Genomic DNA, 17968 nt, shown 5'->3' with positions numbered 1-17968 from the left:
AAGATCGCAGCCTCGGCAGCTCCTACAAAGTATTGCGTACACCTGTAGGAGCTGCCGAAGGCTGCGATCTTTTTGCCGGTACGACCGATAGTAGCCGAGCGTTAAGCCTTCAGGCCAAACACCTCAACCAAATGCTGCTCATAACGCGCCACGTCACCTTCGATGTTTGGACGCTTCATCACGTCCACACACAGGAACGTCGGCAAACCGGTCATGCCAAGGAACTCGTTGGCTTTATGGAACGGGAAGTACACCGCGTCCACACCTTTGGACTCGAAGAAATCGGTCGGATCGTCGAAGGCTTGCTGCGGGGCGTTCCAGGTCAGCGACAACATGTATTGCTTGCCGTGAATCAGGCCGCCGCTGCCGTATTTCTGCGAGGCGTCGGAGCGAGTGCGACCGTCGCTGGCATAGAGGCTGCCATGGCCTTCGGTGAAGACTTCATCGATGTACTTCTTCACGGTCCACGGCGCGCCCATCCACCAGCCGGGCATCTGGTAGATGATCACGTCGGCCCAGAGGAACTTGGCCACTTCTTCGGCGACGTCGTAGCCCTCGTCGATGAAGGTGGTTTTGACATCCACGCCGCCGCGATCCAGCACGCTCAACGCGACTTCATGCAGGGTGGTGTTGTAGCGGCCGTCGGAGTGCGCAAATTTTTTGCCGCCATTGAGCAACAGGACTTTTTTCATGAGAGATCTCGGGAAGGGTCGGGAATCGGATGGCGGCAGAGTACCGACCGGCCTCGCGCGGAATAAGCGCCGATTTGGCAAAGTTCATTTGACCTACAGGCACGAATCAACAGGCGATTGTTGCCTTAGACTGACGCCAATTCTGACTTGATGAGAGATGTAGATGAGTGAAATCCAGGGCTTCATTCTGCACGCCAAGACCCGCCCGGAAAAATCCGATGCCTTCGAAGCGTTTTTCAGCGTCTACGTGCAAGCGAGCCGAGCCGAACCCGGTTGCATCGAATACCACATGTTGCGCGACAAACAGGACCCGACCCTGTTCATCTTCTACGAGATCTGGCAATCCCGGGCCCACCTCGACGTGCACTCGAACCTGCCGCACATGAAGCAGTTCCTCGAGCAGCGCGATGAATACCTGGAGCGGGACTTCGAGATCCGCGTCATCGACATGATCAGCCCGTCGTCCGCTAGCCGCTGATCAGCAAATGGCCACCGAGCAACCCCAGGCCAATGAAGAACACACGCTTGAACAGCAGGACGCTGATCCGCTGGCGCAGCGATTGCCCCAGCCACATGCCGAGCATGGCCGGGATCAGCGCCAGCAACGATGCGCTCAACTCGCCCCCGCCGAGCGCGCCACGCCATAACAAGCCACCGGCCAGGGCCAGGGTCGAGACGGTGAACGACAGGCCCAGCGCCTGCACCAGCTCGTCCTTGCTCAAGCCCAGCGCTTGCAGATAAGGCACCGCCGGAATCACGAACACGCCGGTGGCCGAAGTAATGACGCCGGTCAGCACACCACACAATGGACCGAGCCAGCGTTCGCTGTGAGGCCCCACGCACAAGCTCGGCAGGCACAATCCGCTCAGCGCATACAGCAACAACGCCGCTCCCAACCCTCGCACCACCCAGTGACCACCGCTCATGCCGATCCACAGCGTGCCCGCCCCGGTGCCAATGAAAATCGCCAGCAACATCGGCCACAACCGTTTGACCAGCTCCGACAGATGCCCGCCGAATGCCAGTTGCCAGACGTTGGTCAGGGTCGCCGGAATGATCAGCAGCGCCGCAGCCTGCGTCGGCGCCATAGCCAGGCCGAGCAGGCCCATGGCAACGGTCGGCAGGCCGAGGCCGATCACGCCCTTGATCATGCCGGCCAGCACAAATGTGCCGATAACCAACAGCGAAAGGGCCAACCCGAGATTCTGATAAAACGCCGAGAGTGTATTCATGGGGCTATGGTGAGCCCGCGCGGGTTGATTGAAAATCTGCCATATACTGAGGCTGCCTCTCTTCAGACAAGAGGCTGAACAACCGGGTGCGACATCTGACGCCATCGCGAGCAGGCTCGCTCCTACAGGGGATTTGTTAACAACACATAACCACTGTGGGAGCGAGCTTGCTCGCGATGGCGGCCTCCCGGACAACACACATCCAGAGGTTGCTGCAATGCACTTCGACCTGACCGACCTGCGCCTGTACCTGAACATCCTCGACACCGGCAACATCACCGCCGGCGCCGCACGCAGCCATTTGTCCCTGGCAGCGGCCAGCGCACGCATCCGTGCCATGGAGTCGTCGTTGGGCACCGGGTTTCTCGAACGGGGTCGCCGGGGCGTCACGCCCACAGCCGCAGGCAAAGTCTTGGCGCAACACGCCCGGGTCCTGCTGCAACAGGCCGAACGCCTGCAACAGGAACTGGCCGAATACGCCCAGGGCGTCAAAGGCCAGGTGCGGCTGCTGTGCAACACCACGGCGATCACCGAGTACCTGCCAGAGTTGCTCGCGGATTTCCTGCGTAGCCATCCCAACCTCGACATCGACCTGCAGGAACTGCCCAGCACCCGCATCACCCACGCCTTGCGCCAGGGGGCGGCGGACCTGGGCATCGTTTCCGACGCGGTGGACACCGATGACCTGCAAACCCGACCGTTCCGCGATGATCCGCTGGTGTTGATCATGCCCCGGGAACATCCCTTGGCTCATGCGACCTCAGTGAGCTTCAGCGACACGCTGCATCACGACTACGTCAGCCTGAATGCCAACAGCGCCTTGGCGGTTTACCTGGAAGAGCAGGCACTGCACGCCGGCCTGCGCATGCAGATCCGCATCCGCGCCGATGGCTTCGATGGCGTGATGCGCATGGTCGCCCGAGGGGCGGGGCTGGCAATCGTACCGCTGGCCGCGGTCGAACGCAGGTCAGGCGGACAGCCCCTCAAAAGCCTCGCCCTGCAAGAACCCTGGGGCCAACGCAAACTGCTGCTCTGTGCCCGGGACTTCGCCGCATTACCCGGCTATGCCAAGGCCCTGCTGCACGCCTTGACTCTCCCCTGAGGGACAGACTTTATCCTTGAGGTTTGATCCTCAAGGACAGCGATGATGGGCAAACGAATACTGGTGATCCTCGGGCATCCGTCCGGCAACAGCTTCTGCGCCGCCCTCGCCGAACGTTACACGCAGTCGGCAGTGCGCGCCGGGCATGAGGTGCGTCAGTTGTTTCTCGGCACAATGAATTTTGACCCGGTGCTGCGTGAAGGCTATCAACAGGTCCAGCCGCTGGAGGCCGACTTGCGTAACGCCCAGGCCGACATCCTGTGGGCCGAACAACTGACGCTGGTTTATCCGATCTGGTGGGGTGGAATTCCGGCCTTGCTCAAGGGCTTTTTCGACCGGGTGTTCTTGCCGGGTTTTGCTTTCAAGTATCGCCAGGGCAAAGCCTTTCCCGACAAACTCCTGCGCGGCCGAACCGCCCACCTGCTGGTGACCATGGACACACCGCCCTGGTACTACCGATGGATCTACCGCATGCCCGGTTTGCATCAGGTCCGCAAAACCACGCTGGAATTCTGTGGCATCAAGCCAACCCGAACCCTCACCTTCGGGCCAATTCTCGGCGCCAGCGCAGACCGGCATGCGGCCTGGTTACGGCAAGCCGAAGCTATCGCCAGCGGGTGAGTCTGTCGATAATGCACCGAGCTTTACCCTCGGAGAAAAGGACCTTCCCATGTACATCGGCCAAGCCGCGCAACGTTCCGGAACCACTGTCAAAGGCATCCGCCACTACGAGTCGATTGGCCTGCTGCCTGCCGCTCGCCGCCAGGGCAAGTACCGCATCTATGACCAGCACAGCGTCGAACTGCTGATTTTCATCAAATGTGCGCAGCAGCTGGGTTTCAGACTCAAGGAATTGCAGTCAATCTTCGCCGGACATCTGGGCCCACAGTTGCCATGGGAACGGGCACATCAGGTCATCGCCAGCAAAAAACAGGAAATCGGCGAACGGATAGCGGCGCTGTCGCAACAGCACTCGCAATTGGTCGAGTTCGAGAACAGCCTCGAACAATCCCGGCTCGACTGTCCACTGAACCGTATTTGAGGGTCGTGCGTTTCTGGACAGCTCAGTGTCGAGCACAGACAACTGATGGTTGGGCAGGCGCTATAGGGTGCGACTTCAGTTCTTGAGCCCACTGCCCGGAGTCATCATGACCGCACCGATTACCGTTCTTCGCGACACCCACCCGTTGCCCGTGCTCGACGCCTGCAAATGGGAAAAACTCGAAGGCGACCCGCACACCGTCAACCTCAACGCCTACACGAGTGAAGATGGCAGCAAGATCATGGGCACCTGGATCTGCACGCCGGGCAAGTGGTACGTGGAATATGTGAAGTGGGAGTATTGCCATTTCCAGGAAGGCTACTGCGTCATCACCCCGGAAGGCATGGCGCCGATCCACCTGCGCGCCGGTGACATTTTCGTCGTTGAGCCCGGGATGAAAGGCACCTGGGAAGTGGTGGAAACCGTGCGCAAATATTTCGTGTTTGCCTGATACAAAAAAACCGGGGGATCACCCGACGTGATCTCCCGGTCAAAAAGTCCATAGGTAAACGCCGTACCCTGTGGGAGCGAGCTTGCTCGCGATAGCGGACGGTCAGTCACTTCATTGTTGAAGCTACCGCCGTCATCGCGAGCAAGCTCGCTCCCACAGGTTTTCCACCGGTCCTCTATTGCGGTTTGCGATAACCATTGATGATCGCCGAGAAGTCCTGCCCACCCTCCCCACGCAAACTCATCGCCTGATACAACTGCTGCGCCACCGCGCCGAGTACCACCGGTTGGTGCGCCTGACGCGCCGCTTCAGTGGCCAGCCCCAGATCCTTGAGCATCAGTTCGGCCCCAAAGCCGCCGGTGTAACCGCGCGACGCCGGTGCTGTTTCAACGATGCCCGGCCACGGGTTGTACATCTCCGAACTCCAGCAACGCCCGGTGGAACTGTTGATGATGCCCGCCAGCACCTTGGTGTCGATGCCCAGGGCATCGCCAAGCGCCATGGCTTCGCTGACGCCGACCATGGAAATCCCCAGCAGCAGGTTGTTGCAGATTTTAGCGATTTGCCCGGTGCCGACCTCACCACAATGGACGATGTTGCGGCCCATTTGCGCCAGTATCGGTTGCAGGGTGGCGAACAGTTCGGGAGTGGCGCCGACCATGAAGGTCAGCGTCCCGGCGGCTGCACCACCGGTGCCGCCAGAGACCGGTGCATCGGCCATGGCCACGCCCTGTTTGGCCGCGGCGGCGGCCACGTCCCGCGCGGTCTGTGGATCGATGGTGCTGCAATCCACGGCCGGTACACCTTTGCCGATACCGGCGAGCACGCCGTCTTCACCCAGCCACACGCTGCGTACATGCACCGCGGCAGGCAGCATGGTGATCACCAGTTCGGCGCCCTCTGCCGCTTCACGGGCCGATGCACTGATACTGCCGCCCAGTTGTTCCAGTTCCGCCAACACGGCTTTGTTCAGGTCCACCAGGCGCAGTGCATGGCCGGCCTTGATCAGGTTGCGCGCCATCGGCGCGCCCATGTTGCCCAGACCGATAAAAGCGATTTTCATGTCCGGCTCCTTAACGCAGGTTGATGGTGGTGTTCACACCGTCGTTGACGCTGTCGTCATCGAACCAGCGGCTGGTGACGGTCTTGGTCTGAGTGTAGAACTGCACCACTTGCTTGCCGTACGGGCCGAGGTCGCCAAGCTTGGAACCGCGCGAACCGGTGAAGCTGAAGAACGGCACCGGCACCGGAATCGGGATGTTGATACCGACCTGGCCGACGTCGATTTCGTTCTGGAATTTACGTGCCGCCGCGCCGCTCTGGGTGAATAGGCCCGTGCCGTTGCCGAACGGGTTGGCGTTGACCAGGGCAATGGCCTCGTCGAGCGTATTAACTTCCAGCACCACCAGCACCGGGCCGAAGATTTCCTGGGTGTAGATCTGCATGTCGGTGGTCACGCCGGAGAACAGGGTCGGGCCGACAAAGTTGCCCTTCTCGTAACCGGGAACCGAGATCTCGCGACCGTCCAGCTCCAGTTTCGCGCCTTCCTTGATGCCGCTTTCGATCAGGTCGAGAATCCGCGCCTTGGCCTTTTTCGAGATCACCGGGCCGACATCGGTGCCCGGCTCGCTGCCGGCATTGACCTTGAGCTTTTGCGCCAGCGCCTTCAGATCCGGCAACCATTGCTTGGCCGCGCCCACCAGCACCACCACCGAGGTGGCCATGCAGCGTTGACCGGCGGCACCGAAGCCGGCACCCACCAGCGCATTCAGCGCTTGTTCGCGATTGGCGTCCGGCAGTACCACGGCGTGGTTCTTGGCGCCCATCATCGATTGCACGCGCTTGCCGTGTTTGCCGGCCAGGTCATAGACATGAGTACCGACGGCGGTTGAACCGACGAAGGAAACTGCCTTGATGTCCTTATGGGTGCAGAGCCCGTCCACCACGTCCTTGCCGCCATGCACGACGTTGAGCACACCGGCCGGAATGCCCGCCTCGATCGCCAGCTCCACCAGCAGCATGGTCGACATCGGGTCCTGTTCGGACGGCTTGAGCACGAAGGTGTTGCCACAGGCGATGGCCATCGGGAACATCCACAGCGGAATCATCGCCGGGAAGTTGAACGGAGTAATGCCTGCGCACACGCCGATCGGTTGGCGCAGGGTGTAGGTATCGACGCCACCGGCGACGTTTTCAGCGAATTCGCCCATTTGCAGGCTGCCGATGGAGCAGGCGTGCTCGACCACTTCCAGCCCACGGAAAATGTCGCCTTCGGCGTCGGCAATGGTCTTGCCCTGCTCGGCACTCAGGACTGCGGCGATGCGCTTGGAGTGTTCGCGAATCAGCGCCTGGAGCTTGAGCATGATGCGCATCCGCGCGCCGATCGGGGTCAGCTTCCAGGTCTGGAAAGCGCGATGGGCTGCGCTGATGGCCGCGTCGACTTCTTCGGCGGTGGCAAACGGCACTTTGGCCAGCACTTGCTGGGTCGCCGGGTTGATGATGTCGTGCCATTCGGTGGTCTTGGATTCGACCCACTCGCCGTCGATCAACAGCTTGACCTTCTGCACGGTGGTTTCGTTGGGCGTGAGCGATGCGTTCATGTGGGTCTCCAGATCTTTGCTTTTTTTATTGAGAGCTATCTTGGGAGCCGGGGCGAGATAGTCGCCCTGAGATGAGCCATGTGCCGCGAATTGGTTAACGGACTGTTTTTGGAGTATAGATGTGCAAACTTCTAATAAGAACGCACATAAAAACCGGTCCAACATGCAAAAAAACATCACCTCCCTCGGCTCATTGAACTGGGATGACCTCAAGTTTTTCCTTGAAGTCGCCCGCACCCGCAAGGCCAGCACCGCGGCCAAGCGCCTTGCGGTGGACTACACCACGGTGTCGCGACGCATCAGCTCCCTGGAAACCGCGTTGGGCACATTGCTGTTCGAAAAATCCCGGACCAACGGCTTTATCCTGACCGCCGAAGGCCAGCGGTTGATGGGGTATGCCGAGTCGATCGAAAGTACCCTGCACATGGCGTGCGAGCAGGTTTCCGGGTCTGGCGTGGCACTATCGGGTCACGTGCGCATGGGCTGCACCGAAGGCTTCGGCAGCTTTTTCATCACGCCGCAGCTGAGCCACTTCGTCGACACCTATCCGGCCATTTCGGTGGATATCCTGCCGCTGCCGCACTTCATCAGCCTGTCCAAGCGCGAGGCCGACATTGTCATCGCTCTGGAGCGTCCGGAGCATGGCCCGTACGTCTGCTGCAAACTATGCGACTACCGATTGCAGCTGTATGCGACCCAGGATTATCTGGACAACCACCCGCCGATCCGCAAACCAGCCGATTTGGCCAAGCATTCATTTATCAGTTACGTCGACGACCTGGCCTTCAGCTCGGAGCTGTTGTACCTGGCCAACGTATTGCCCGGCGCCAGCGCCAACCTGCGCAGCACCAGCGTGATCGCGCAGTTCGTGGCCGCGCAGCAAGGACGCTCACTGGCGATCCTGCCGTGCTTCCTCGCCACCCAGGACCCGCGCCTGCTGCCGGTGTTGCCGCAGGAAATCAATATCACCCGACAATTCTGGATGTACTGCCGCGAAGACCTGCGCAAGCTCAAGCGGATCACCCTGTTATGGGATTACATCCGCGAGGTCACCGAGCAGAATCAGGGTCTGCTGATGGGCGAAAGCCGGGAGATGCTGTTTGCCGATTAGTGACCTTTCAGCCTGTCGGCTCGCTGGCTTCCTTTAGCTCCAGCATCAGCCCGCTCAAGCGTTTGACCCGGCGTTTCACCGCCTCTTCAAACACGCCCGCACGCGACTCGATCAAGGTGAACCAGTCCTTGGCCCGGGTAATGCCGGTGTAGATCAGTTCCTTGGTGAGMACTGGATTCAAGGCATCAGGAAGAATCAATGCGGTATGCGCGAACTCCGAGCCCTGGGATTTATGCACGGTCATGGCGTACACGGTTTCGACATCATTCAGACGGCTGGGCAGGACAAATCGCACGCCACCCTGGCCATCATTGCGTGGGAATGCCACGCGCAAAACCTGTTTTCCGTGGCCTTCCTGTTCCGGGAGCTTGAGGGCAATGCCGATATCGCCGTTCATCAAACCCAGCCCGTAATCGTTGCGGGTCATCAGGACGGGGCGACCTTCGTACCATTGCTGGTCGCTGTCGATCAGACGGGCCCTCAGCAACGCGTCCGTCACCCGTTGGTTCAAGCCTTCAACACCCCACGGCCCCTTGCGCACGGCACATAACAACTGGAATGCGTCGAAGGCCTGCAACACATTCCGAGCCCAATCAATCCAGCGCGAATCATCCAGCGGGCTGTCCAGTGGCGGCCGCTGATTGCGCAGCACGCTCAGGTAATGTCGATAACCCTGCGGCCCCTCACCGTGGCCGTCGAGAAGCAAGCGTTCCAGGGCCCGGTCCTGCTCCCCCTTGAGGGCCAGGCAATACACATCGTCATGGCTGCGCGCCGACAACAACTTTCGGGCTTCTTCGGGTTGCTGCTGGTTGACCCAGCGAGCCAGTTGGCCAATGCCGCTGCCCTCACCGAATCGCCGGGAATGGCGCAGCATCACAACCTGTTGGGCCAATGGATGAGTGCCCTGCGTGTCCTCCTGCAAGCCGCTGGCCTGCAGGTTTTCGCCACTGACGGCTTCCAGCCACTGGCGCGTCTGCGGGCTGTACCAGCCAGCCTCCGCGTCGCGACACAGATCCCCCAATACCGCACCGGCCTCTACCGAAGCCAGTTGATCCTTGTCACCCAACAGCACGAGGCGCGCATGGGCCGGCAAGGCGTCGAGCAGGTTGGCCATCATTTCCAGGTCGATCATCGAGGCCTCGTCTACCACCAACACATCCAGCGGCAGACGATTGCCCGCGTGATGCCGGAAATGACGAGTCCCGGGGCGGCTGCCGAGCAGGCGGTGAACGGTGGTGACGTCGGAGGGGATCTTGTCTCGTATGTCTTGGGTGACCTTCAAGGTCCGGACTTGCTGGCTGATGGATTCTGTCAGACGCGCCGCGGCCTTGCCGGTCGGCGCGGCGAGACGAATGCGCAGGGGCATGCCGGCCTCGACTGCCGGCGCCTGGAGCAACGCCAGCAAGCGCACGACGGTGGTGGTCTTGCCGGTTCCCGGCCCCCCCGTCACGATGCTGAAGGCGCTGCGGGTCGCCAGTGCGCACGCGAGCTTCTGCCAGTCGATTACGTCACCGGACCGGGCAGGACCAAACAGCCCGGTGAGGCGCTGGAGCAAGTCGTTCGGCGTGGACTCGTGTTCCGTCAAACGCTCGCGCAGTGAAAGGTCAATCCGCCGCTCGTAGGCCCAATAGCGGCGCAGGTACAAGCGTTTGCCCGATAAAACCAAAGGTCGGTCGCGCACGTTGTCACGGCTGTCAACGGCCAGCGCGACCAGGTTGCTGGCGGCCAGCACCTTGCACCAGTGAGCACCGTCCAGCGATCCCAGCAATTGCGAGGGCAACAGCATCGCGCCGCCTTGCACGTCACCTTCGGGTGGTAACGACAGGGCGAAGTCCGGTTCTTTCAGCGTCTCGAACAGGTCGAGACAGACATGCCCATGGCCCAATTGGTGACTGGTCAGCGCGGCCGCCAGTAACACCAACGGATCATCCTCCGGAGCCAGTTCATGCAGAAACGCCACAAAGGCTTTGTCCAGCGCGCGCAACCAGCCACGCTCGACCCAGCGCGTGAGCAACAACAGCAAGTCGTCGGCACGACTCAGCGGCGCCAGATCGGCCAGGCTTTCGGCTGCCAGCGATGTGGGCAACAAATCGGCGAATGTGCGATTCATAACAGTACTCCCTGTTCCCAGGCGGGCTCGGCCTTGGGCTCTGGCTTGCCCTGGAACAGTCTGTCCAGACGCTCGATCAGCTCTCTTGGCGGCCGGGCGAAAAACACACCCTGGCTGGCCGCACGCGTACCGCGCAAAAACAGGTACAACGCACCGCCGACATGCCGGTCGTAGTCGTAATCGGCGAGCCGCGCCTTGAGCTGGCGGTGCAGGGCCAACAGGTACAACACGTATTGCAAGTCATAACGGTTGTCGAGAATCGATTGTTCCATGGCCTGCGCGGTGTAGGCCGCATCATCGACGCCAAGCCAGTTGGATTTGTAATCGGCCACGTAATAGCGGCCGTCATGTTCGAACGTCAGGTCGATGAAACCCTTGAACATGCCGTTGAGCAACACCGGTTCCGCGGCCACCCGGGCCACGCCGTTATGGGTGTATTGGCACACCAGCGCATCGAGCTTGAGCACATCGACCTTATGGCTGGCGAACCAGAACTCCATCTCGACCTGATACTGCGTCAACTGGCCGAATATCACCGGTGCCTGACCGCTGCCCAGTTGCAACGGCGACTTGAGCAGATGCTGCAGCCAGTCACTCAAGGTGCTGATCCAGCCCTCCCAGCCTCGACGGTTACAGCGACGGGCAATGGCGTCGATTACCTCTTGCGGTGCCGCATCAAAACCCTCGCCTCCCGCCCATTCGAGCAAGCCATGGAGGAAGGTGCCGGGGTTCGGGCCGCGCGGGAAGCGATGGATATCGCCACCACCGGCCACCACTTCCCTGGGGGCCTGTGGGTCGAGGCGTTCGTCATCGAACAGTTTTTGCGCCTGCGGGCTCTCCGGCGCCTCGTCGGTGCCGACACTCAGGGTGTCGCCAATGCGTAACGCGCTGTAGGAAGCGATCCACCAGTTTTCACTGGCCTTGCGTTTCGGAACCAGCGGAACCAGCAGTGCCGCGTCATTTTGCGGTGGCCGGTAATGCTCTGCAGTCGCTTCAGGCATCTCGGCATACGCCAGCGCCGGGCAGTCCTGTTGCAGGTCTCGCAACCAAAGCTGCAACGCCGGGGAATCAGCCAAAGGCGCGCCGCCGCCCAGCAGATAACCCAAAGCCGACAGATGCAGCACCGAGCCATTGTTGTTGCCGCGCTTGAGGTCGGCCACCCCCAGCCAGCAGGCGTGTTGCGCCCGGGTCAGGGCGACATAGAGCAAGCGCAGATCCTCGGCCAGACGCTCATCGTCAGCCTGGGCAATCAACTCCGCCGTTGGCTTCAACGTGACCTGGGCATTGCCGGATTCATCGTGGTAGTGCAACGGCAGGCGGCTGCCATCCACCGGTTTCGCCGAGCAAATGAACGGCAGGAACACCAAGGGGTATTCAAGGCCCTTGGACTTGTGAATAGTCACGACCTTGACCAATTGCTCATCACTTTCCAGACGCAGGATCTGCTCTTCGCCAGCCTGCCCGGACAACGCCAGATGCTCGGACAGATGCCGGATCAGGGCTTGTTCGCCATCGAGTTCGGCGGCGGCTTGTTGCAGTAGTTCGAAAAGGTGCAGAAGGTTGGTCAACACGCGCTCGCCGTCACTGCGGGCGATCAACGCCTGGGGCAGATGGAAGTCGTGCAGCAAGCGCCGCAGCATCGGCAGTACGCCCTGCTTGCGCCAGACTTCGCGATAGCCACGGAACTGCATGACCCGGGCTTCCCAGGCCAACTCGTCCTGATTCAGCCGCTCCAGCTCAGTCAACGAAAGGTTTAACGTGATGCTGGCCAACGCGGCTCGCAGCGGGCGCTCGACATCCGGCTCGGCGCAGGCCTTGAGCCAGGTCAGCACGTCATGCGCTTCCTGGGCGGCGAACACCGAGTCCTTGTCCGACAGGTAAACACTGCGCACGCCACGGGCGGCCAATTGCGCACGAACCGCCTGCGCCTCCTTGCCGTCGCGGACCAGGATGGCGATGTCCGCCGGCAGCAGGCCCCTGAAGGCTTTGCCATCCTGGGTGAATCCCGCTTGCTCCTGCTGTCCACCATTGAGCAATGCCGTGATTTCACTGGCGCAGGCAGCCGCCAGATGTTGCCGGTACACCGCGCCGGACAACGGTTGTTCGGCCGGCAAGTGCCAAATGTTCAAGGCCCGGATTGCCTGGTCATTGATGCGCAAGACTTCTTTGCGGCCCTGGGAGGCAACCGGCGTGAACGGCACCGGGTTGTCGCCATTCTTCTGCCTGAAGAGGAAAGCGCCGCGTCCTGACTCCCGGGCTTCGGCGCGCTCGAACACATGGTTCACCGCGTTGACCATGCCGTGGCTCGAGCGAAAGTTGGTGCCCAAGGTGTGCAGGCGGCCAGTGGTGGCCTGGCGGGCGCGCAGGTAGGTATGGATGTCGGCACCGCGAAAAGCGTAGATCGCCTGTTTCGGGTCGCCGATCAGGAACAGACCGCACTCGGGGCTGTTCTCTTCAATGCGGTAGATGCTCTCGAAGATCCGGTATTGCACCGGGTCGGTGTCCTGGAACTCATCGATCAGGGCGACCGGAAACTGTTCACGAATCAGGGTTGCCAGTCGCTCGCCGCCATCGGACTGCAAGGCCGCATCAAGGCGCAGCAACATGTCGTCGAAACCCATTTCCGCACGGCGACGTTTCTCTTCCTCGAATCGCGCCCCGACCCAGCGGGCCGCATGTTGCAGCACGGCGGCATCAGGTGTTGGCAACCCATCGAGACAGGCCTTGAGGCCGGCCATCGCATCGAGCCCCGGATGTCGAGGCGCTTCGCCCTTCCAGGCTTCGGCCATGCCATCAGGGGTCAGGCGCGTGAAGCCGGTGCCGATATCCAGGTGCTCGAGGGATTCGTCTTCGGCCCAGGCTTTGATCTTTTCAAACCAGGGCTCGAAATAGCGAGCCTGCATCTTGCGACCGTCGACAGCCTTGCCGGCAACGCCCTGGTGACAGATCGCAAGCAACTCGTCCGCCCACTGCAGCCAGGGCTTCTTGAGTTCGATCAGTGCCGCCCGTCGTTCTTGCAGGCATTGCGAAATCACTTCGGCGGGCTCTTTCCCTTGCAGCGTATCCCGCTCGCTGGCGAACAGCGCACGAATCCGCGGCAGCAGCGCCGCCGGTCCGCCCCAATTGCTGCGTACCCAATTCAAGGCGTCACCTTGCATCGGGTAACAGAACAGCCGCCAGTAATCGCGCAAGACCTCCCCCAGCAAGTCGCTGTGGTCGGTTTCCAGGGTCTGGGTAAACAGGCTGCCGCTGTCGAATGCGTGTTCGCGCAACATGCGCTGGCACCAACTGTGGATGGTCGACACCGCCGCCTCGTCCATCCACTGGGCGGCGATATCCAGGCGGTTTGCGCATCCGGGCCATTGCTCGGGCAGGTACTGATCACGCAACTCGGCAATCAGGCTGTCGGGGGCCGGTGTTTCATCGCGGAAAAATCGCGCGGCCTCGGCGAGCCGCGTGCGAATGCGTTCGCGCAGCTCTTTGGTAGCGGCGTCGGTGAACGTCACGACGAGGATTTGCGGCGGCAACAGCTCACGTCCGAAGCCACTGTCCTCCCCGCCATTGCCAAGCACCAGACGCAGGTACAACGCGGAAATGGTGAATGTCTTGCCGGTCCCGGCGCTGGCTTCGATCAACTGGCTGCCACGCAGCGGGAAGGCCAGGGCCAGCGGTGTCTTCGTGCTCATCAGCGCGACTCCTCGCTGGACAGTGAACGCCAAGGAGCTTCAAGAAGCGGGCGATAGAGCGCGTCACACCAATCGGGGAACGTCTCATCGGCATTCAAGGCATCGTAATCGGCGAATTGGCGCGCGAGTGCCGGGCTTTCGCGACGCTCTCCGTCCGTCGTCTGCCCGTCGCCTTCATAGGCCTTGCGCGCAGCGGCATCGGCCTTGACCGGGTCGGTTTGCCCCAGCCACGCAAAGGCTGTCTTGACCGCGATCGGCAGAGGCTGGCGCATGCCCGACTGCCAGGCCATCAACAGGTCACCGAGAATTTTCTGCGCAGTGCTCTCATCCAGCGGAGCGAGCAGCAGGCTGTCGTCACTGGCCACCAATGCGGTGGTCAACGCCACGCCACTGGCACAAGCCACCAGATGAGTGAGCCACGGACGTGTCAGACGATGCCATTTGCGTGACTTGATCGAGCCGATACTGTTGGGGATCGTAGTGATAGACAGCAATCCACCATCGGCGCGCTGATGCAGGCCGCTGAGCCAGCCCTCAATGTGCAGGCCTTGCAGTTCAAGACTGACTGGCAACGCGCTGCTGAGCGGTGTAGGCCACAAAGCCAGGAGCTGTTGGTGGCGTTGCAGCAAGTCAGGTAATGGCTCGATCAATTCACGCTGCAGGCACTCACCGAATCCGGCCATGGGCAACAGCCCGCTGTTTTGCAGGCGTTTCGCCTGTTCCTCCAGCGCCTGTCCGGTATTTCCCGGGTCAGCCAGCGCCGCTTCGAGCAAACGGTCACTTAGGCTGTAACGCTGCAACGCATCCAGGACAAAAGGCTCTTCATCAGCCAAGGGCACTTCGGCCGCCTCGAAGAAGACCTTCAGGCGCTGGCTGAAAAAGTGCCGTACCGGGTTGCGCAGGAAATCCTGCAACTGACCGAGACTCAGTGGTTCGTCCTGGACGTGAGCCTCGAGCACTTCCGCGCTTGCCTGTTGCTCTGTCGCCTGATGAAGCACCTGCCATTCGGTGGCGTAGCTGAACGACTCATCCCCTTCGTGAAAGTAGCGGGCACTGAAAGGTTGCAACGGGTGTTCCCGGGTCATGGCCTCCAGCAGGTCATTGTCGCTTTGTGACAATCGCCAACCGCTGGCCAAGTGGTCGCGTAACTGGCCGATCAGCACCGACGCAGGCCTCTCGCTGTTATCGCGGATGCTGCGGCCCACCCAACTGATGTAGAGCTGGTCCCGTGCCGACAACAAGGCTTCCAGTAGCAGGTAGCGGTCATCTTCGCGTCGGGAGCGGTCACCTGGACGGTAATCACTGCCCATGAGATCGAAATCCAGTGGCGGCTGCGCGCGCGGATAATCGCCGTCATTCATGCCCAGCAGGCACACCAGTTTGAACGGGATGGCGCGCATGGGCATCAAGGTGCAGAAGTTGACCGCTCCGGCCAGAAAGCGTTGGGACAAACGGCCCTGATCCAGACCCGCAAGCCAGGCTTCACGGACGACGGTCAGCGGTAACTCGTCCTGCAACCCGACCGACTCGCAGGTCTCGAGCCAGGTCTCACGCAGCTCTTCGAGCTGAGCCAGCAAGTAGTCATCGTGTTCGTTACTGGCAAGGAAGAACAACTGCACCAACGCCTGCAAGCGCAAGCCCCATTGCCCCGGCGATGCAGGCTGAGAAAGTTCGTGGTGAGCCACTTCCAGCGCGTCCAGCAGCGCAACCAGCGGGCCGATTAGCGCGGCGTCCAGGCCCCCGATTTCGTCGTAGGGCTCGATACCCTCATAAGCATCGGCGCTGCCAACGGCATAACCGAGCAACATCCGACGCAAGCCGAAACGCCAGCTATTTTGCTCCAGTTCATTCGGCAGCCCGAGCCCGGCACGCTGTTCGGCGTTCATGCCCCAGCGAATGCCGGCACCTTCGATCCAGCGGTGCAGCGTCGGCAGATCGCGCTCCTCAACACCAAAGCGAGCACGCAGTGCCGGGACGTCCAGCAGATCGAGAATCTCACTGACGGGGAATCGGCTGTCAGGCAGCTTGAGCAGGTGCTCGACCGCAATCAGTAGTGGATCGCGGCCACGCTGGCCCTGGTCCGCCAGGGTAAACGGAATGAAGCGCGGATCCTGGCGGTCAAGCTGACCAAACACGGCACGAATGTGCGGTGCGTAGCTGTCGATGTCCGGGACCATCACGATGATGTCCCGGGGCCGCAAGGTCGGGTCGGCGCTGAAGCGCGCGAGCAGTTGATCGTGGAGGATCTCGACTTCTCGCTGGGCGCTGTGGGCGACGTGAAAACGGATCGATTCGTCCTTGTGCAGATCGATAGCCGGCCAACGCTCCCGAGTCTCGTTGAGGGGGCGCAACTCGAGGATGTCGTCCTGCAACTGGTTGAGCACATTCAGCGGCTGACCATCACTGAACAGGTCGATGCGCCCGTCGCGGAATGCCGAACGATAGCTGTTGGGATCGTCGTAACTGTCGAGCAGGTTGATATAGTCCCGCCCCTGTTTACCCCAGGCAGCCAACAATGGGTGAGCATGCTGGTGGAGGGTTTGCGGATCGATCACTACCGGCATGCCGCTTTTGCGGGCCTGACGCTTGTATTGATGCCGCAACAGGTCTTTATCGGCGACGATGTCCGCCCAATGGTGACGACACGGGTTGTGTACGCACAGCAGGACCTGGCTGAATCGTGCCAGTCCCGCCAGTGCCTCCAGGGCTTGCGCAGGCAGCGAAGAAATCCCGAAAACGATCACTCGCGAGGGTAATCCCTTGGGAGCTGTTTCGAGGTTATTGATGCGCTCGACAAATCGCTGATGGACCCCGGCACGGCTTTGCGCCATGCCTTCTTCTCCCACATCCAGCAAGAGTGCGCGCCATAACTCTGCCTGCCAGCAATTGGCCGGGGTCAGGGGTTTGGCTTCGCCCCTGCCGTTTCTTGTTTGATGTCGACCTTCTGCCCAGTCTTCCAGCCAGTCAGCCCGATAGACCTGGTATTGGTCGAACAGATCCGCCAGACGCTCGGCCAATTGATAGCGTTTGCGCAGATCGGTGTCATGGGTCAGGAAACGCTGCAGCGGCTCGAAGTGCGGTTGGTTGATCAATTGCGGCAGCAGGCGCATCAGACGCCAGGTCAGCGGTGCTTTATCGAGCAGGGACTTGACCGGAATTTCGTCACGGCCAAGTACCATGCGATAGAGCTGCCACATGAAGCTGCCGGGTAACTGCACGTCAATGGCCGCGGCGATGCCGCAGCCTCCCATGTCGTCGTCCTCAGAATCTTCCGCCAGTGCCAGCTTCAGCCATTGGGCAATGCCATTGCTTTGCACCAACGCGATTTCATTCTCCAGGGGAGCCAGCGGGTAGCGCCGCATCCAGCTGACCACCAGGCTGCGCAACTCATCCAGGCGGTTGCCGTGAACCACCATAAAACCAGCACTGAGGGACGTCGCGTCCGGCATAAAGGCTTCCTTGGAAAATACAAACGCCAAGGGCGAACCTTAACATTGTCGGGAGACTGTGACAGCGTGGAGCTGTCCGGTATTGCTGTATGAGTTTTCCTGCGGACAAAAACAAAACCCCTACCTGCATACGCAGATAGGGGTTTCGGAATTTAATCTTGACGATGACCTACTCTCACATGGGGAAACCCCACACTACCATCGGCGATGCATCGTTTCACTGCTGAGTTCGGGATGGGATCAGGTGGTTCCAATGCTCTATGGTCGTCAAGAAATTCGGGTACCGAGTCGTGACCAGCTGGCCGCGCTTCAGCAAATTGGGTAGGTGATAGCTTTCGGTGTTTTGTGAGCGTCGAACTTTCGGTTCATTGCGTCTTCACACACCGCAATCTGATGCTCTTTCGAGTAGTCAAATTGCTTGGGTGTTATATGGTCAAGCCTCACGGGCAATTAGTATTGGTTAGCTCAACGCCTCACAGCGCTTACACACCCA

Annotated in this window: 13 protein-coding genes and 1 rRNA gene; 6 read left to right on the top strand and 8 right to left on the bottom strand. The window is 60.9% G+C overall.

The genetic code is table 11. The features are described 5' to 3' along the window. Nucleotides 1–101 precede the first annotated feature (101 nt). Nucleotides 102–692 (bottom strand): NADPH:quinone oxidoreductase MdaB, encoded by a 591-nt coding sequence (gene mdaB, locus AC1DXW_RS24205; protein WP_477760547.1) that lies wholly within the window; start codon nucleotides 690–692, stop codon nucleotides 102–104. Nucleotides 693–855: 163 nt separating this feature from the next. Between mdaB and AC1DXW_RS24200 the strand changes: the two genes are divergently transcribed. After that, nucleotides 856–1170 (top strand): putative quinol monooxygenase, encoded by a 315-nt coding sequence (locus tag AC1DXW_RS24200; protein ID WP_477756946.1) that lies wholly within the window; start codon nucleotides 856–858, stop codon nucleotides 1168–1170. On the opposite strand, the gene AC1DXW_RS24195 is transcribed toward AC1DXW_RS24200, so the two are convergent. Next, nucleotides 1160–1924, bottom strand: coding sequence for a sulfite exporter TauE/SafE family protein (locus AC1DXW_RS24195; protein WP_477756947.1), 765 nt, complete (start codon nucleotides 1922–1924; stop codon nucleotides 1160–1162). The genes AC1DXW_RS24200 and AC1DXW_RS24195 overlap by 11 nt on opposite strands. Before the next feature lie 217 nt (nucleotides 1925–2141). On the opposite strand from AC1DXW_RS24195, the gene AC1DXW_RS24190 reads away from it, so the two are divergent. The 4 genes from AC1DXW_RS24190 (at nucleotide 2142) to AC1DXW_RS24175 (ending at nucleotide 4519) form a co-directional block, all read left to right on the top strand. Then, nucleotides 2142–3026 (top strand): LysR family transcriptional regulator, encoded by an 885-nt coding sequence (locus AC1DXW_RS24190; RefSeq protein WP_477760546.1) that lies wholly within the window; start codon nucleotides 2142–2144, stop codon nucleotides 3024–3026. A gap of 42 nt (nucleotides 3027–3068) precedes the next feature. Next, nucleotides 3069–3647 carry an NAD(P)H-dependent oxidoreductase gene (locus AC1DXW_RS24185; RefSeq protein WP_477756020.1) on the top strand — a complete coding sequence of 193 codons (579 nt, stop codon included), beginning with the start codon at nucleotides 3069–3071 and terminating at the stop codon, nucleotides 3645–3647. Nucleotides 3648–3696: 49 nt separating this feature from the next. After that, nucleotides 3697–4068, top strand: a complete 372-nt coding sequence (locus tag AC1DXW_RS24180; protein ID WP_477756019.1) for a MerR family transcriptional regulator — start codon at nucleotides 3697–3699, stop codon at nucleotides 4066–4068. Nucleotides 4069–4174: 106 nt separating this feature from the next. Continuing rightward, complete coding sequence (locus AC1DXW_RS24175; RefSeq protein WP_028624747.1) at nucleotides 4175–4519, top strand: cupin domain-containing protein; 345 nt, start codon at nucleotides 4175–4177, stop codon at nucleotides 4517–4519. 175 nt (nucleotides 4520–4694) lie between these two features. Here AC1DXW_RS24175 and mmsB read toward each other — a convergent pair whose 3' ends face one another. Together mmsB and AC1DXW_RS24165 are read right to left on the bottom strand one after the other, a co-directional pair. Continuing rightward, nucleotides 4695–5582 carry a 3-hydroxyisobutyrate dehydrogenase gene (gene mmsB / locus AC1DXW_RS24170; protein ID WP_477756018.1) on the bottom strand — a complete coding sequence of 296 codons (888 nt, stop codon included), beginning with the start codon at nucleotides 5580–5582 and terminating at the stop codon, nucleotides 4695–4697. A gap of 10 nt (nucleotides 5583–5592) precedes the next feature. After that, nucleotides 5593–7119: a CoA-acylating methylmalonate-semialdehyde dehydrogenase gene (locus AC1DXW_RS24165; RefSeq protein ID WP_477756017.1), complete on the bottom strand. Its 1527-nt coding sequence runs from the start codon at nucleotides 7117–7119 to the stop codon at nucleotides 5593–5595. A gap of 163 nt (nucleotides 7120–7282) precedes the next feature. Between AC1DXW_RS24165 and AC1DXW_RS24160 the strand changes: the two genes are divergently transcribed. Beyond that, the gene (locus tag AC1DXW_RS24160; protein ID WP_477756016.1) at nucleotides 7283–8230 is read left to right on the top strand and encodes a LysR family transcriptional regulator; all 948 of its coding nucleotides are present in this window, start codon (nucleotides 7283–7285) and stop codon (nucleotides 8228–8230) included. 7 nt (nucleotides 8231–8237) lie between these two features. Here AC1DXW_RS24160 and recD read toward each other — a convergent pair whose 3' ends face one another. The 4 genes from recD to rrf form a co-directional block, all read right to left on the bottom strand. Then, a complete protein-coding gene (recD, locus tag AC1DXW_RS24155) occupies nucleotides 8238–10340 on the bottom strand; it encodes an exodeoxyribonuclease V subunit alpha (protein ID WP_477760545.1) in 2103 nt (700 codons plus the stop codon). Next, nucleotides 10337–14026: an exodeoxyribonuclease V subunit beta gene (recB, locus tag AC1DXW_RS24150; RefSeq protein ID WP_477760544.1), complete on the bottom strand. Its 3690-nt coding sequence runs from the start codon at nucleotides 14024–14026 to the stop codon at nucleotides 10337–10339. The genes recD and recB overlap by 4 nt, the downstream gene beginning before the upstream one ends. After that, nucleotides 14026–17475 carry an exodeoxyribonuclease V subunit gamma gene (recC, locus tag AC1DXW_RS24145; RefSeq protein ID WP_477760543.1) on the bottom strand — a complete coding sequence of 1150 codons (3450 nt, stop codon included), beginning with the start codon at nucleotides 17473–17475 and terminating at the stop codon, nucleotides 14026–14028. Before recC ends, recB begins: the two co-directional genes overlap by 1 nt. 156 nt (nucleotides 17476–17631) lie before the next feature. Beyond that, nucleotides 17632–17747 (bottom strand): 5S ribosomal RNA (gene rrf / locus AC1DXW_RS24140). Nucleotides 17748–17968 lie beyond the last annotated feature (221 nt).

The sequence above is a fragment of the Pseudomonas sp. P4_C4 genome (assembly GCF_056402055.1).
The sequence above is the reverse complement of the archived record's forward strand: the minus strand, read 5'-3'. Positions and strand labels throughout refer to the sequence as shown.

Excerpts from the sequence above, each read along its gene's own strand:
- mdaB (WP_477760547.1), bottom strand. The coding sequence starts at position 692 with ATGAAAAAAGTCCTGTTGCTCAATGGCGGCAAAAAATTTGCGCACTCC.
- AC1DXW_RS24200 (WP_477756946.1), top strand. The coding sequence starts at position 856 with ATGAGTGAAATCCAGGGCTTCATTCTGCACGCCAAGACCCGCCCGGAA.
- AC1DXW_RS24195 (WP_477756947.1), bottom strand. The coding sequence starts at position 1,924 with ATGAATACACTCTCGGCGTTTTATCAGAATCTCGGGTTGGCCCTTTCG.
- AC1DXW_RS24190 (WP_477760546.1), top strand. The coding sequence starts at position 2,142 with ATGCACTTCGACCTGACCGACCTGCGCCTGTACCTGAACATCCTCGAC.
- AC1DXW_RS24185 (WP_477756020.1), top strand. The coding sequence starts at position 3,069 with ATGATGGGCAAACGAATACTGGTGATCCTCGGGCATCCGTCCGGCAAC.
- AC1DXW_RS24180 (WP_477756019.1), top strand. The coding sequence starts at position 3,697 with ATGTACATCGGCCAAGCCGCGCAACGTTCCGGAACCACTGTCAAAGGC.
- AC1DXW_RS24175 (WP_028624747.1), top strand. The coding sequence starts at position 4,175 with ATGACCGCACCGATTACCGTTCTTCGCGACACCCACCCGTTGCCCGTG.
- mmsB (WP_477756018.1), bottom strand. The coding sequence starts at position 5,582 with ATGAAAATCGCTTTTATCGGTCTGGGCAACATGGGCGCGCCGATGGCG.
- AC1DXW_RS24165 (WP_477756017.1), bottom strand. The coding sequence starts at position 7,119 with ATGAACGCATCGCTCACGCCCAACGAAACCACCGTGCAGAAGGTCAAG.
- AC1DXW_RS24160 (WP_477756016.1), top strand. The coding sequence starts at position 7,283 with ATGCAAAAAAACATCACCTCCCTCGGCTCATTGAACTGGGATGACCTC.
- recB (WP_477760544.1), bottom strand. The coding sequence starts at position 14,026 with ATGAGCACGAAGACACCGCTGGCCCTGGCCTTCCCGCTGCGTGGCAGC.
- recC (WP_477760543.1), bottom strand. The coding sequence starts at position 17,475 with ATGCCGGACGCGACGTCCCTCAGTGCTGGTTTTATGGTGGTTCACGGC.